At 43.7% G+C, this 15,466-nt stretch carries 14 protein-coding genes, 1 pseudogene and 2 riboswitches; of the genes and pseudogenes, 8 read left to right on the plus strand and 7 right to left on the minus strand.

From position 1 onward, the window contains the following. Nucleotides 1–236 precede the first annotated feature (236 nt). The 3 genes from EI164_RS06020 (at nucleotide 237) to EI164_RS06030 (ending at nucleotide 2,710) form a co-directional block, all read left to right on the plus strand. Nucleotides 237–566, plus strand: a complete 330-nt coding sequence (locus tag EI164_RS06020) for a YbaB/EbfC family nucleoid-associated protein (protein WP_192519080.1) — start codon at nucleotides 237–239, stop codon at nucleotides 564–566. Nucleotides 567–672: 106 nt separating this feature from the next. Next, nucleotides 673–1,266 (plus strand): recombination mediator RecR, encoded by a 594-nt coding sequence (gene recR, locus EI164_RS06025; protein WP_192519081.1) that lies wholly within the window; start codon nucleotides 673–675, stop codon nucleotides 1,264–1,266. Between the two features lie 136 nt (nucleotides 1,267–1,402). Beyond that, nucleotides 1,403–2,710 carry a ribonuclease D gene (locus tag EI164_RS06030; RefSeq protein ID WP_192519082.1) on the plus strand — a complete coding sequence of 436 codons (1,308 nt, stop codon included), beginning with the start codon at nucleotides 1,403–1,405 and terminating at the stop codon, nucleotides 2,708–2,710. On the opposite strand, the pseudogene EI164_RS17465 reads toward EI164_RS06030, so the two are convergent. The 6 genes and pseudogenes from EI164_RS17465 to gcvT form a co-directional block, all read right to left on the minus strand. Further along, nucleotides 2,681–2,827: pseudogene (locus tag EI164_RS17465) on the minus strand (pentapeptide repeat-containing protein); the annotation flags it as partial. The gene EI164_RS06030 and the pseudogene EI164_RS17465 sit on opposite strands and share 30 nt — an antisense overlap. A gap of 42 nt (nucleotides 2,828–2,869) precedes the next feature. Further along, nucleotides 2,870–3,559: an alpha/beta fold hydrolase gene (locus tag EI164_RS06040; protein ID WP_192519083.1), complete on the minus strand. Its 690-nt coding sequence runs from the start codon at nucleotides 3,557–3,559 to the stop codon at nucleotides 2,870–2,872. A 172-nt stretch (nucleotides 3,560–3,731) separates the two neighbouring features. Continuing rightward, nucleotides 3,732–6,629 (minus strand): aminomethyl-transferring glycine dehydrogenase, encoded by a 2,898-nt coding sequence (gene gcvP, locus EI164_RS06045; protein ID WP_192519084.1) that lies wholly within the window; start codon nucleotides 6,627–6,629, stop codon nucleotides 3,732–3,734. A gap of 93 nt (nucleotides 6,630–6,722) precedes the next feature. Continuing rightward, nucleotides 6,723–7,493: a nitroreductase family protein gene (locus EI164_RS06050; RefSeq protein WP_225739144.1), complete on the minus strand. Its 771-nt coding sequence runs from the start codon at nucleotides 7,491–7,493 to the stop codon at nucleotides 6,723–6,725. A 234-nt stretch (nucleotides 7,494–7,727) separates the two neighbouring features. Beyond that, a complete protein-coding gene (gene gcvH, locus EI164_RS06055; protein WP_192519086.1) occupies nucleotides 7,728–8,108 on the minus strand; it encodes a glycine cleavage system protein GcvH in 381 nt (126 codons plus the stop codon). An 85-nt stretch (nucleotides 8,109–8,193) separates the two neighbouring features. Continuing rightward, nucleotides 8,194–9,375 carry a glycine cleavage system aminomethyltransferase GcvT gene (gene gcvT / locus EI164_RS06060; RefSeq protein ID WP_192519087.1) on the minus strand — a complete coding sequence of 394 codons (1,182 nt, stop codon included), beginning with the start codon at nucleotides 9,373–9,375 and terminating at the stop codon, nucleotides 8,194–8,196. A 172-nt stretch (nucleotides 9,376–9,547) separates the two neighbouring features. Continuing rightward, nucleotides 9,548–9,695: riboswitch (glycine riboswitch) on the minus strand. Nucleotides 9,696–9,750: 55 nt separating this feature from the next. After that, nucleotides 9,751–9,889, minus strand: a riboswitch (glycine riboswitch). A gap of 273 nt (nucleotides 9,890–10,162) precedes the next feature. On the opposite strand from gcvT, the gene EI164_RS06065 reads away from it, so the two are divergent. The 5 genes from EI164_RS06065 (at nucleotide 10,163) to EI164_RS06085 (ending at nucleotide 14,563) form a co-directional block, all read left to right on the plus strand. Beyond that, entirely contained in the window at nucleotides 10,163–10,483 is a 321-nt protein-coding gene (locus EI164_RS06065; protein ID WP_192519088.1) for a YcgL domain-containing protein, read from the plus strand. A 246-nt stretch (nucleotides 10,484–10,729) separates the two neighbouring features. Then, the gene (locus EI164_RS06070) at nucleotides 10,730–11,374 is read left to right on the plus strand and encodes a hypothetical protein (protein WP_192519089.1); all 645 of its coding nucleotides are present in this window, start codon (nucleotides 10,730–10,732) and stop codon (nucleotides 11,372–11,374) included. A gap of 267 nt (nucleotides 11,375–11,641) precedes the next feature. Then, complete coding sequence (locus tag EI164_RS06075) at nucleotides 11,642–12,499, plus strand: AAA family ATPase (RefSeq protein ID WP_192519095.1); 858 nt, start codon at nucleotides 11,642–11,644, stop codon at nucleotides 12,497–12,499. 103 nt (nucleotides 12,500–12,602) lie between these two features. Next, a complete protein-coding gene (locus EI164_RS06080) occupies nucleotides 12,603–13,826 on the plus strand; it encodes a vWA domain-containing protein (RefSeq protein WP_192519090.1) in 1,224 nt (407 codons plus the stop codon). A gap of 359 nt (nucleotides 13,827–14,185) precedes the next feature. Continuing rightward, nucleotides 14,186–14,563, plus strand: coding sequence for a hypothetical protein (locus EI164_RS06085; RefSeq protein WP_192519091.1), 378 nt, complete (start codon nucleotides 14,186–14,188; stop codon nucleotides 14,561–14,563). A gap of 27 nt (nucleotides 14,564–14,590) precedes the next feature. Here the strand turns inward: EI164_RS06085 and EI164_RS06090 are convergent, their stop codons facing one another. Continuing rightward, a complete protein-coding gene (locus tag EI164_RS06090) occupies nucleotides 14,591–15,409 on the minus strand; it encodes a phosphodiester glycosidase family protein (protein ID WP_192519092.1) in 819 nt (272 codons plus the stop codon). Nucleotides 15,410–15,466: the final 57 nt, after the last annotated feature.

Genomic DNA, 15,466 nt, shown 5'->3' on the forward strand with positions numbered 1-15,466 from the left:
TACGTTATTAGGGCATGTCCTCAATTCGATCGATAGTTATCTAAATGGGTTAAAAATAGCTAAATCTTGCCAAACGGCGTCAAATAGCTGACTAATATCTTGATATTATCTGCGCTATTTTCCTTGTTTGACGGCAATTTATCTCATTTTTATCACCATTTTTAAAATGAGGACACGCCCTAATCATTCTTCACGACTATAAATTATTTACGACTATAAAAGACAAAGAGGCAACTATGAATATTCAAGCACTAATGCAACAAGCACAAACGATGCAAAAGAAAGTGGAAGCAAACGTTGAAAGTGCTAAAAAAGAGCTAGGCAACAAAGAAGTTCATGCAGAAGCGGGTAGTGGTCTGGTAAAAGTGACCATGACAGGTCGTCATGTGGTTAAGCGTTTGACTATCGATCCAAGCTTATTAGAAGATGAGCCAGATATGATTGAAGACTTGATTGCTGCTGCTATCAATGATGCCGTGCGTCAAGCAGATGACTTGTATGAAGAGACGATGGCTGGCGCGACATCAGGTATGGGTCTACCACCAGGTATGCAAGGTATGTTCTAAGCAGTAAATACTTCATACTGAAGAAAAAATGGGGTTGTTATCGACACGATACGACCCCATTTTTATAGCTACGATTTATAAATTAAGCTAAATAAAGGAAGCAACTTTGCTGACAGCCAAATTTGATCAGCTGGTCAAACAGCTGCGGGTGTTGCCAGGTGTGGGACAAAAAAGCGCTCAGCGTATGGCGCTACACCTGCTCACCAAAAAACGCCCACAAGGCATGGCACTTGCCCAAGCACTTGATGAAGCCATGCGTGATATCGTTGAATGTCAGCGTTGTCACAGCTTTAGTGATGAAGCAGTGTGTCCACTGTGCCAAGACCCTAGGCGTGATGACAGTCTGTTATGCGTGGTCGAGACGGCAGCAGACGTCATGGCCATTGAGCAGACGGCAGGTTACCGTGGTCGCTATTTTGTTTTAGGTGGTCATTTATCACCGATTGATGGTATTAGCGCTGACGATCTAAACATTGATCAGCTAGTCTGGCGTGTCAAGCAAGAACCAATCGAAGAGTTGATACTGGCAACGGGTACGACGGTAGAAGGCCAGACCACTGCACACTTTATTAGCGAAGCGGTGAGTCGGCATGTCAATAAAGTGACTCGTTTGGCACAAGGTGTGCCGATGGGCGGTGAGCTTGAGTATCTCGATAGCATGACGCTTGGTCAAGCCATGCAGAATCGCTCTTTTTTATAGATTTCTTATGATATTTCTATAGCCGTTGAGTTTTGTCTATCGTATTTTATGGTACTGTTGTAATTATTTTCTGATTTCATTTTATTAAAACGCAGTTTAGTATTTTATTTTCTCTTATTTATGCAGGTATCTGCCCGTGTCAAACAACGTCTCGAACGCTTCAGTCCATCCAAACCTTTCTGATAATATTGATGGTTTATTAAACGAACCCGTAAATATCCGTAGCGAGCCTGCAACAATACCACCACAACCAAATATCGATGCCTTATTAGATATTGCTGATGAGGTCGCCATTACATGGGTGCGTAAACAAAGCGGTTTGGATGAAGTGATTGAGGCTCTAGCCACTTGTGGACGTGTGGCATTGGATACCGAATTTATTAAACGCGATACGTATTATCCACGCTTAGCATTGGTGCAGTTGAACGTTGGTGATCATATTTATTTGTTGGATGCACCGCAGCTACAGTTGGCAGAGTTTTGGGAAGCACTACGTAAAGTAGATGTTGCTATTTGGCATGCGTGCGGTGAAGACTTGGGTATTTTTTATCTGCTGTCTGGCTGCCCGCCATTGACCAATATTTTTGATACGCAAATTGCGCTGTCTTATTTGACCGGTCAATTGCAGATGGGTTATCAGCAAGCGCTGGATGATCAGTTAGATATGCATATTGATAAAGAACAAAGCCAGTCTGATTGGTTACAACGTCCGCTATCAGATGAGCAAGAGCAGTATGCGATTGATGATGTGCGCTTCTTGCCTGCGTTGTATTTGAACCTTGAATACGAGCTAAAAAAGCAAGGTATTTTTGATTATGTATGGGCGGATTGTCAGCTGTATGCCCATGATTTGTATAATACGCAGCATGTTGAAGATGATGAGATGTATTTGACGATGGCCGATTATCGTTATAACTCACAAGAAATGGCGATACTGCAGGGCATCGCTACTTGGCGCGAAGAGCTGGCACGTGCGACCAATCAGCCGCGTACTTTTATCATAAAAAAACAAGCAGTGCGTGAGATTGTCACAGAAAAGCCGAACAGTATGCGAGCGTTGGCATACAAAACAACGATGCATCGTAGTATGTTGCGATTGTATGGTGAAGAGCTGCTAAAAGTCATTCGAGAGGCAAAGAGTCTGCCGCCTGCCCAACATCCAGACTGTCTATTACCACCATACCGCTCAAAAAACAAAGTTCTGTCAAAAGCGGTGCAACAAGCGATAGATGAGCAGTCAGCGGCAATTGGTGTGCCTGCGAATGTATTGATGCGTAAGAAATGGCTTGCGCAGCTATATGAAGTCATCGCCTATGATAAAGACTTGTCAGAGTTGCCTTTAGGCTTACAGGGTTGGCGCAACGATTGGGTCGTGCAAACCTTGATTCCAGTGATTACAAAACACAAAAATGAGCTACAGCAGGGTATGGGAGTTCATGGTTAAAAATTGGCAAGGCTTTAAGTCTGAGTGTTGTAAGTCTGAGTGTTGTAAGTCTGAGTGTTGTAAGTCTGAGTGTTGTAAGTCTGAGTGTTGTAAGTCTGAGTGTTGTAAGTCTGAGTGTTGTAAGTCTGAGTGCTGCTAGCTATGATGTTTTTGTCAGGATTAGGGTTTATGAACTTCGTGCTTAAACTGTCCATTTTGTAAAAAATGTATGGTCTGTTCAGCGACTGCTTTGTTAACTAACATGCCCGTATGAGTGACAGGCAATACAATATGATCGGTGGCGCTGATAAGTTTAGTCTCTGAGATATAGACCGTGCCATCATGGGCGAGCTTTTCTGAGAGTATCTCTACGTTCGCTTTGCGCAATTTTCGATTGTGATAGGCTAGGATAGGTTGGCCCAAACCTTGCGCTTTATTGCCAGCTATGACACCAAGTTCGATACCTTTTGGTAAAGGCGCAACCGTGCCATCCAAGGCTTGCTCGTATGATTTACCGACAATCGCAGGAGCGAGTCGCCAAATATAATCGCCACTAATGCTGCCATTATGCGGCGTGCCTAGAGTCACACAGCGTCCAATCTGCCATTTTGGATATTGAGCGACAAAATCACGAATAATCAGACCACCCAAACTATGACCGACCAAATCTATCGGTTGGTCAGGGTGATGGTTTTCCTCCAGCCACGCATTAAGACGTGCGCTATTGGTTTTGATACCATCTCGCATACTACGGTAGCCATACTGATGAGTTACACACCCTGCCGCTTGTAAGCGCTTAGCCAAAGGTCGCATAATCAACGCAGTTTGGTGCAGACCGTGAATCAGAATGACGCGGCTTTTTTGTGGCATGTTTGCTCCAACATAGTGAAAGTAACTTTGTAATATGAATCGTAATATGGATCAATACTATCATTATTTACCAATGTTGCTTAATAATGCATCAATAAAATAAAACCTCCAAATCAGCTACTGACTTGGAGGTTTTTTATAAAAACTATCTATACTTTATCAAAAGCGGCAATTACATATAGTTTTCGATACTTGGGCAAGAGCACATTAGATTCTTATCACCATACACATCATCGATACGAGCCACGCTTGGCCAGAATTTATTGGCGCGGATATATGGCAATGGGAATGCAGCAGTCTCACGGCTGTATGGATAGCTCCATTCACCGCTAGTAACCATCGCAGCAGTATGCGGTGCATTGACTAATGGGTTGTCTTCTAGTGTCCAACCATCTTCTCCGGCTTTGGCTTTTAGAGCCTCAGCTTTGATAGATTGTAGCGCACTGATAAAGCGATCCAGCTCTTCTTTTGACTCAGACTCTGTCGGCTCAATCATCAATGTCCCAGCTACAGGGAAGCTCATCGTTGGTGAGTGGAAGCCATAATCCATCAAGCGTTTAGCGATATCGCTTTCTGTGATGCCAGTCTCTGCTTTTAATGGGCGAATATCGATGATGCATTCGTGAGCGACGCGGCCGTTTTTGCCAGTATATAGGACAGGGTAGTGATCTTTTAGCTCGGCTGCGACATAGTTGGCATTGAGTAGCGCCATTTCAGTCGCTTTTAGCAAGCCATCGCGTCCCATCATGGCAATGTACATCCATGAGATAGGCAAGATACTCGCTGAACCATAAGGTGCTGCTGAGACGGCTGAGCAGTCTTTTTGTGCATTATGGACAGGGCTTAGGGCATGGTTTGCCATAAATGGTGCTAAATGCGCCTTCATGCCGATAGGACCCATACCTGGACCACCGCCGCCATGAGGGATACAGAAAGTCTTGTGCAAGTTCATGTGTAATACATCAGCACCAACGTCTGCAGGCTGCATCATGCCAACTTGCGCATTCATGTTAGCGCCATCCATATAAACCTGACCACCATGATTATGAATCAAGTCGCAAATATGGCGGATACCTTCTTCGAACACACCATGAGTCGATGGATACGTAATCATCAAAGCACCTAGGCGTGCGCTATGTTCTTCACATTTGGCCGTTAGGTCATCGATATCTACGTTACCATTGTCGTCAGTTTTGACCACGACCACTTGCATGCCCATCATCATAGCGGTAGCTGGATTGGTACCGTGTGCTGACTGAGGAATGAGGCAAACATCGCGACCAGTCTCACCCAAAGACTCATGATAACGACGAATAGCAAGCAGGCCTGCATATTCACCTGATGCACCAGAGTTTGGTTGCATAGAGACATCATCAAAACCAGTAATGGCTTTGAGTTGGTCTTGTAAGCTATCAATCATGGCGATATAGCCAGTGACTTGATCTCGTGGTGCAAAAGGATGCACATTGGCAAACTCAGGCCAAGTAATCGGTAGCATTTCACTGGTGGCATTCAGTTTCATGGTACAGCTACCCAAAGAAATCATACTGCGGTTCATCGCCAAATCTTTGTCTTCAAGCGATTTTAAGTAGCGCAGCATTTCGTGCTCGGTATGATGTGAGTTAAATACCGGATGCGTTAAGATAGCATCAGTACGTAAGTGTGCACTATCAAGCGATACGCTAGCAGCTTTAGGTAAGTCATGCGCTTTGCTAACAAATAGCTGTGTCAAGACGTTAAAGTCTGTTTGGTCGCTGGTTTCACTAAAGGCAACGGCAAGCTTGCTATCGCCAAGACGCCATAAGTTATAACCAACATTGTCCGCATTTTCAAAAATTTGGGTTGCAAGCTTTTCTGAACCGCAATCAATAACAACAGTATCAAAGAACTGATCGTGCACGACTTTTAGGTTGCTGTCATTCGTGTTTGTGATGATATTGGCAAAGGCAGTGGCAAAGGCATGAATACGTGTGGCAATACGTTTAACGCCAGTTGGGCCATGATAAACGGCATACATACCCGCTAAGTTGGCGAGCAATACTTGTGACGTACAGATGTTTGAGTTGGCTTTTTCGCGGCGGATATGCTGCTCACGAGTTTGCAGAGCCATACGAAGTGCTGTATTGCCTTGCGAATCTTTTGATACACCGATGATACGGCCAGGCGCTGAGCGTTTGGCTTTATCAGAGAAAGCAAAATAAGCGGCATGTGGACCACCAAAGCCCATTGGAATACCAAAGCGTTGCGTGCTACCAAGTGCCACATCTGCACCCATATCAGCTGGCGACTTGAGTAATACCAAACTCATGATATCGCTGACGACACTGACGTACGTTTTGTTTTGTTTGACAGCTGCGATGACATCCGTCAAATCTTTGACATCACCTTCGGCCCCAACGTATTGAAATAATGCCCCGAAATAATCGCCTGATGTGGCGGTTTCAAAATCGCCAACGACCACTTCCCAACCAAAGTACTTGGCACGGGTATTGATGACATCTAGAGTCTGTGGGTAGACACGCTCATCCACAAAAAACTGTATGGATTTGCTCTTACTCACACGCTTTGACATCGCCATCGCTTCAGCCGCTGCAGTCGCTTCATCAAGCAATGACGCACCAGCCATCTCAAGACCAGTTAGGTCAATACACACTTGTTGAAAGTTAAGCAGTGCTTCTAGACGACCTTGGGCGATTTCTGCTTGATAAGGGGTATAAGCGGTGTACCAACCTGGATTTTCAAGGACGTTACGCTGAATGACAGCAGGCATACGCACAGGAGAATACCCTTGACCGATATAGCTCTTTTTAACAGTGATATCATCTGCCATCGTACGCAATTTAGCTAAGGCGGCATGCTCACTCATCGCCACTGGTAGGTCTAACGCTTTGTGCAAACGTACTGGCTCAGGCACGGTATCATTGATAAAGCTTGCCATATCCTGATAACCAACAGCACTCAGCAAATCAGCTTGCTTGGTCTCATTCGATCCTAAATGGCGGTAGACAAATTCCGCTTCATTGAATAGTCCTTGAAAAGTATCAAACGTTGGGTTTTGAGAAATAGTCATGATAGTCCTTGGTTAAGGGAGTAATAAAGGAGTTAACTAAAAATAACGGTCTGTGGCATTAAACAATCAGCTAGTAGACTACGTATTTATGTATTACACATAGTGTACAAACTGATTTTGATCGAAACGGAACTGGGTGTTGTAAACGCCATCATCAGCACGCTCACCAGCACCAATCATCATAACGATGTGTTGATCGTCACCTAGATTTAATAGTTGTTTCATGGCTGGCTCATCGAAGCCGCCTATCGCACAGCTGTCAAACCCATGTGCTCGTAGTGCAAGCATTAGATTTTCAGCCGCTAGTGCAGTGTTGTTGGTTGCCCAGTTTTTGGTGTCTTCAAACGTGTAGTAGGGAGACTTGATAGGACCTTTTAAACGTCTTATTGCTTGAGTTGCCCCCCATTTTGCTACTGATACCACGTTGGCTGGACCTCGTAAAAAAGTCAGTGTGACGATTTTGGTATAGTAGCCTTTGACTTTTTTTGGTACGGGTTTGTCAGGGTATTCACGTAGGATTTTCTGAGCATGACTTTTCCAAGTGTCGGTACGAGCAACCACCGCAATTAATCGTGCTGATGTCTTTGCTGCATTTTGATTCATGCAGTTCTTTACCGCACGTTTGCGATTATCAGCATCATCGATGACATAGAATTCCCACGGCTGTAAGTTGCTAGAGTTCGGTGCTAGTATGGCCAAGCGCAGACAGTCTACTAGCACATCATCAGGGATAGGGGTGTCTGTAAAACGGCGAATTGAACGGCGTGATTCAACTACATCACGAAACGCTTGTAGCTGCGGCGTATGACTAGGCGTAGCTACACTGTTTTGACTGTCGGTACTGAGGTTCGTACTGAGGTTCATATTAGGATCCGTGCTGGGGATTGAGAGATCAACTTGAGTCATGATTGATGGGATTTCTTCAATATGTCTGATAAGTGATTAATACGAATACATTTGTTAGCAGTTGGAATTTATAAATCTAGCAATGATTATTAAGGTGGTGCGTGCAGATACCAACGAATGCCAGTATCTGCGATAATATGTGTCTCTTATGATAATGCGCTTGAATACTAATGTTAGATTATAAGCGTGTTTTTATAGCTCGTTTTCGTACTCATCAGCAGTCATTAATGCTTCGTAGTCAGCGATATTGTCAGGTTTTACTCTAAAGAACCAACCTTCACCATATGGGTCAGAGTTGATGATTTCAGGATCATCTTCTAGCGTTTCATTAATCGCAACGACTTCACCTGAAATAGGAGCATAAACGTCAGAGGCTGCTTTTACTGATTCAACCACTGAGATTTCATCATCAACAGCGATGATGTCACCGACGTCTGGTAATTCAACAAACACCACATCACCCAATAGGTCTTGTGCGTGGTCAGTAATACCGATAGTGATCGTACCATCGTCTTCTAGGCGTAGCCATTCGTGGCTAGCGATATACTTTAGTTCTGCTGGAATGTTGCTCATGTTTTCTCTCCTAATTGATAGAGGTTAATTAACAAAAATAGTGGAAGCTAAATCCAATCGAGGCTAATAATAGAATTTATAAAGCCTATGAGTCAAACTGCTGCTTACCGTTACGGACAAATGGTAACTTAAGAACACGTACATCAACGAATTTACCTTTGCCACGGAGATCAACTTGAACGTTATCTTCTTCTGATACGCTGGCAGGAACACGGGCAATCGCAATGGAGTTTTTGAGGCTAGGGGAGAATGTGCCACTGGTAATGATGCCAGTTTGCTCGTTGGCTGTGCCTTGATTGATGGTGACTGTCATGCCTTCACGTAATACACCGCGACTCGTTAGCAGCAGGCCCACTTGTTTCATGGCGGTATTGTCGTCTTTTGACTGCTTGCGTTTGCTGATCATGGCAGTACGGCCAACGAAGTCACGATCGTCTTTTAACGCTAGCGTCCAACCCATGTTGCACTCGTAGGGGCTGATCGTTTCGTCCATGTCATGACCGTATAGGTTCATACCTGCTTCCATACGCAAGGTATCACGTGCACCAAGGCCTGCAGGTTTAATGCCATTGGCTTTTAATTGCTCAAAGAACGCTGGCGCATCATCACCATGCATAATCACTTCGACACCATCTTCACCTGTATAGCCAGTACGCGCAACGAACCAATCGGTGCCTTCGATATCGGTTAAGTCCGCACCGACGAAAGGCTTGAGCCCTGCTAGAGTATCTGCCCATTTAGGTTTGGCTTGTGCCAGTTTGTCAACAGCATTAGGGCCTTGAACGGCAATCATCGCAAGCTCTGGGCGCTCAGTGATGGTAATATCAAACCCTTCAGCGACTTTATTAAACTGTGCCATGTCTTTATCACGTGTGGCTGCATTTGAGACGATACGGTATTCGGTAGCTTCTGCATTCATCAGGTACACGATAAGGTCATCGATGACACAACCTTGCTCATTGAGCATGCCAGAATAAAGCGCTTTACCAACGATTTTTAACTTATCGACATCATTAGCCAGTAGTTTTTGTAGCCAAGCTTTGGCATCGCTGCCTTTGATATCAGCCACGACCATATGTGAGACATCAAACATGCCTGCATCTGTACGAACGGCTTCATGCTCTTCAATTTGTGAACCATAATGAATGGGCAATTCCCAACCAGAAAAATCCACCAGTTTGCCGTCGCTATCGACATGCGACTGATAAAGGGGGGTGCGTTGAGGGGTAGACGTGTGCGGAGAGTGGCTATCTTGAGTATTGGTCATAACAAATCCTTATGTGTGCATCAGTCCATACTGGATAACAGTATAAAAGTTAATGCGCATTATCATAGTAGTGAGAAGCAACATTGCAAGATGCAAATATTACATCAAAGGGTGGCACAGAGAATAAATAGAAAGCTGTAAACCAAACGGACGCTGAACGTCGGTTTAAGTAATAGCCCTATCTGTCCTGTGACCTGAGATTTTCAACACGAGCCAGCATTTATGAGTTTTAATACAAACCGATAACTGATGATAGCGTGTTTTCTCCCCTTCGGTGGGTAAAACGTCGTCCGTTTTTACCGCTCTCCAGATTTGTTATGCCTTATGTTTGTGTGTCATGCACGCTTGATGGCATACAACTAAACAAATAATGACATTTGTTTTTCAGTCCTTTTACCTGAGCGATTGGCAGGGTGGATGCGCCTTCGGTGGTTGTGCAGCAATTATATACGTCGTATGACCAATGCGGCTTGATACGAGATTGTGCTGACAAACTCTCTCCTGAAAAACGCCTTTATTATGAAAGGTTAATGGTGTTTTTACAAGTCATTAGCCGCATTAAAATCGATAATTTTAGCAAAAACGGCTTTTTATAAGCATAATCGCTATTTATCTATGAAAGTTATGAATACTTGTATAGATAAATAGAGTGGTTTTATGATTATTGAATCATTTTAATTATTTCGTAAATTTTTAGCATGGTTTACCATACCAAAACGCAAAGCGACTACTGATATTTACCCGAAATATGCTAATCTATGGCGATAGTTTCCGATAGGTTGTTTTTATGCATTGCGATATTTATAAATTTCCAAAACATGACGATATGTACATTTATATTGCACGTCCCGATTATCCTGATGATACCGACGAAATTAAAGACTGGCTTGGGGTATTGCCCAAAGATTTCCGTGCAGGATTAGGTCGTAGCCAGTTTGTCATGCATCTGGATTTGGCTACTAGGCCATCGCTGGCTCGTGTCGACAAAGAGGAAGTATTGGCAAAATTGCAGTCACAAGGCTATTTTGTGCAGTTGCCACCTCAAGATGTCATGCGCCGCCAAGCAGAGCTACGGGCACGTGAAGCACAAGACAGTATTTACGACTAAAGCCTTAACCCTGTAAGGTTTGTAGTCTAATGGTTTTAAATATTTTTTTTAGAAAGCAATCAATAAAACGTCTGATAAACATTTGGCCACATGCATTTTGGTAGAAAGTCGTGATAAACTAGCAGCCTATCAAGTGTGCATGTTGATGATGTGTTCAGTGTTATTTATAGTAGGGTAGTATGGACTGTTTACCTGTAAACACGAGAACTTGACGCACGATTTATAAACGCAGGTAGTGAAACGCGCATGGACTGGTTAAAAAATATCGTACATCTTTTACCACTGGAAGCACTCAGTGATATTCTCGGCGAGATTGCTATTTGGTGGGGGCAGATGGTTAAAGACGTCCCAGCTGCAGATTTGCCAATGTATGCTTATCTTGGTGGTGTTATCATCGTATTGATATTGTGGTTATTGGTCGCTCGTATGCTGCCCAAACCATTGGGTGGAATGACGTGGATGGTACTATTCGCTGTTTTATTAGCGCCTAGTACGGCTCTGAACGACCCTAGTGTGTTAGCACCTGCTAGTATTCATGTGGTCTATTCCATTATGATGAAAGACTTTGCTGGCGCGATCGCTGGTATGGTACCGATATTGGTGGTGCTAGTGGCGGGATTGTTTGTTGGTTTTATTTGGCAGCTTATCCGTGGTGCTTTTGAATCGAGCTTAGAAAAAGCCCGTAGAAAAAGTGCAGAAGATACGCAAGCGACGATGCAGCTGACGACAGGTAGTTATTTACCAGAGAATGCCAATTTGACAAAATCGTCTGATATTGATCAGCAATCTCCTAAAACGCCTTTGGCCTCTGATACTGAAACAGATTTTGGTTTCAAAAAAGACAGCAGCTTAACTAAAAAACCTAAAATAGAAAAGTCAGACAAGTTATAAAATGGTTGTTAATAATAAGCCTATTAAAAACATTTAAAGCGTTAACGTAATAAAATATCCCATAAAAAAAGACACCTTGCGTGTCTTTTTTTATGGGAGCGTGTTTTTGTATCGGGTTGTTTAGCAATTGCGAACGCATGAGTATTTTGGCAATACGTGTGGCTGTGCTAATCTAAATGATTGTTTATTTTCCACTAATTGCCTTTAATGACTTGATGGCTTCTGACAGCCTGAATGAATAACAATAACTGAGATTCGATTATGAGCATGACTGATAAAACTCACAAAAGCTTTACTGGAACCAGCAATTATATTGCGACTGATGATTTACAGCTAGCGGTCAATGCAGCGATGACCTTGCAAAAACCTCTGCTTATTAAAGGTGAGCCAGGTACAGGTAAGACGCTACTAGCCGAAGAAGTAGCAGAGAGTTTGGGTATGCCGCTCATCACTTGGCATGTCAAATCGACGACTAAGGCCGAGCAAGGGCTATATGAATATGATGCGGTATCGCGCCTGCGTGATTCACAATTGGGTGATGACAAGGTTTATGACATTGCCAACTATATCAAGCCTGGCAAACTATGGGATGCCTTTACCAGTACAGAGCGTACGGTGTTATTGATTGATGAGATCGATAAAGCCGATATTGAGTTCCCAAATGACTTGCTGCATGAGCTAGATAAGATGTCTTTTTATGTGTATGAGACGGGTGAGACCATTACGGCTGAGCAGCGCCCAGTGGTCATTATCACGTCGAACAATGAAAAAGAGTTGCCGGATGCGTTTTTGCGTCGTTGCTTTTTTCATTATATTGACTTTCCTGAAGAGCAAACCATGCGTCAAATCATCGAGGTACATTTCCCTGATATTCAAGAAAAACTGGTCAATGATGCGCTCGATATCTTTTATAAGCTGCGTAATATTCAAGGACTTAAAAAGCGTCCATCAACGTCTGAATTGGTCGATTGGTTAACGCTATTATTGGCTGATGACATGGCACAAAACGAGTTGGAAGAAAACTTGCGCGGTGAAAAGTCAATTCCTCCGTTGTATGGTGCGTTACTGAAAAACGAAGCCGATGTGAGCCTATTGCAGCGCTTTGCCAATATGATGCGTCGTTAAACGTGAGTATGGGCGTTGTAGCTATGATAAAAATTAGCCATGATAAACATGAGTGCCAATGCCAAAATCATAACCATATCAGCCAATAAGTGATGCGACTCTTATGTTCATAAAACTATTCTACACTTTGCGTACTTACGGCGTGCCAGTCAGTACACGCGAGCTGCTCGACCTCAATGCGGCGTTAGATAAAGGACTGATGATGCAGCCGCATCCTGAAGACTCATCGCTGACTACCTTTGCCAGTCGCGAAGACATGTATCGGCTCATTCGGCTGTGCATGGTCAAAGACGAGCGCCATTTTGATAAATTCGATCGCGCCATGGCAGATTATTTTGAGGGTGTCGATAGTTTAGATATGGACGAGCTATTGGCTAAGCTGACGGACGTGCCGAAAGAGTGGCTCGACTTAAAGCTTGACCCAAAAAACCTGACCGAAGAGCAGCGGCGACTGCTAAAAAAATATGGCTCGCTCGAAGAGCTGATGAAAGCACTGGAGGAGCGGCTTAAAGAACAAAAAGAGCGCCATCAAGGCGGTAGTAAATGGGTCGGTACTGGCGGCACTTCACCGTTTGGTGCTTATGGCGATCATCCAGAAGGCGTTCGGGTCGGTGGTGAGTCACGTAAGCGCAGCGCGGCCAAAGTCTGGGAGCAGCGTAAATATCGTAATCTAGATGATGACAATCAATTAGGAACCCGTCAGCTACAGATGGCACTGCGTAATCTGCGTCAGTTTGCCCGTACTGGTAGTGCTGATGAGCTTGATATTCATGAGACCATCAGACGCACGGCAAAAAAAGGCGTGCTCGATATTCACATGCAGGCTGAGCGCCGTAATCGTGTCAAAGTGCTGATGCTGTTTGATGTGGGCGGCAGTATGGATATCCATGTTGAGGCGCTTGAGAAATTGTTTTCTGCAGCAAAAAATGAATTCAAAACTTTAGAGTTTTTCTATTTCCATAACTGTCTGTATGACTATGTGTGGAAAGACAACAATCGCCGTCATAGCGCGCCGATGTCAACGTATGAGCTGCTAAATAAATATGGGCGGGAGTATCGCGTGATATTCGTCGGTGATGCATCCATGTCGCCATATGAGCTCATGACAGTGGGTGGCAGTGTGGAATATATGAATGATGAGGCAGGTATTGTATGGCTGACACGGGTATTGGCTCATTTTGATAAAGTGGCTTGGCTGAATCCAGAAAATCCTGCTTACTGGCAATATACGCAGACCATCGTTGAGATAAAAAAATTAATGGACAATAAAATGTACTCTATGACATTGCATGGCGTGGAAGAAATGACGGGTTATTTGGCTCGTTAAGACCAGAGCTGAAAGACGCTATAAGGTTAGGGCGTGTTGAACATTCAAATGTGGTGCTGGCAGTGACTATTTTTTAGACAATATGCAGTGAAATTTTTGATACCTAGTCATTCTAGGTTAAACAATTTCGCCATGTATTGGCAAAAAAGAGTACTGCCCTCCACTCGAGCATAGCTCTCGCCTTGCAAACGGGCAAAGCAGTGCTTTGCTGGAGCCGTTCTCAAGGCTGAGGCTAAAATCACCCCAAACGTTGTTGCAATCCTAGCCAAGGTCTCGACATTATCGTCGACTTGCGCCTAGTTTGGTGCAATTTTAGCGATCAGCAGTCCTAATATTTGAATGCTCAACACGCCCTAATTATGGGTAGGTTAAATAATCAAGAAGCCGTGTGGGTCGCATTATCAGATCTATTTTTAGACACTGAGATATCTTATGAGTTTATCGCTAGGCGAGTGGCACACGTTGATATTATAGCGTTAGAGTATATGCTCTATTTTGAAGTTGCCCCTATTTGTATTGGTAATCTTCTTATGCCAATACCTACTGTTTGGTCGGGATTTAATGAAGACTGTTTTATCAATGATATAAATCATCACTTGCAGCAGTTTAATGCCAGTCGATTCTATCGTTTCAAAATAAAGCTTCAAGCACAATTTTATAAAAGATTTTTGAATCACGAATGGCTAAAACTTGCTGCAGAAATACGATTGGCGCATGAAAAGCATTTGGCATCATAAGTCAGTATCGAAATAAGCTAAAAGCATTTATTCAATACCAGTCTCTACCACGCCAATCATAACGCCCATCTCTTTTTTATCATGTTTATCAATACTGGGTGCGTATAATGCCGACGCAATACCACCATCTAAAAACAGCGCATTTGGGCAGCTTAAATCGTCTTTAAACAGTTCAGCAAACTCATAAAAGCTGACAGGCTCATCGCTATTCACAAACTGTATACTGCCATCACTACAAACGCCTGCACCATTACGAATCTTGAGTGAGGTGCTGTCAGGTTTGAATTGTGGATGTATCTCGTTATTGATAACCAGCATTGGGCCAGATTGGGTGGCATACCATGGCTGTGCTTCACCATTTTTAAGCAGCTCATCTAAGGCGTTGCTTTCCGTGATTTGTACCTTCCCAGACTTATCCCACCACATGACCCCATTGGGCAGTAAATGAAAATTACCGCCACCTTCATTGAGGTTCAACGCGCGAACTTCTTTGCCTTCAATAGTGGTATAGCCAATCGGCGCATAGTCTTTATTATACATACCTGCATTGGTGGCAAAGCTCAGTGTTTGATTGTCTGGTAAAGTCGATAATAAGTTATCGAAAGTCAGCAGTGGCTCATCACTCTCAGACTGCTGCCAAAACAGCTTTAATGCGTAACGTCCATCGCTCAATGCTTCCGCTGTAATGCGACAAGCACTGTAAGAAAACGGCGCATCTTGAGACTGGCATGACCAGTTTTCTGTGTCACTATTACTGACGGCAGTGCTTGTAGGCTTACAAGCACTGATACTAAGTGAGAGCAGGACGGCTGTACATAAAGGTACGGTATGAACAAAACTTGGCATTGAATAGACCTCTTGCAAAAGTCATAGTTTAAGCTCGGAATTAATGATACCAGCAAA

It is taken from the genome of Psychrobacter sp. FME13 (assembly GCF_014861395.1).
Lineage (GTDB): Bacteria > Pseudomonadota > Gammaproteobacteria > Pseudomonadales > Moraxellaceae > Psychrobacter.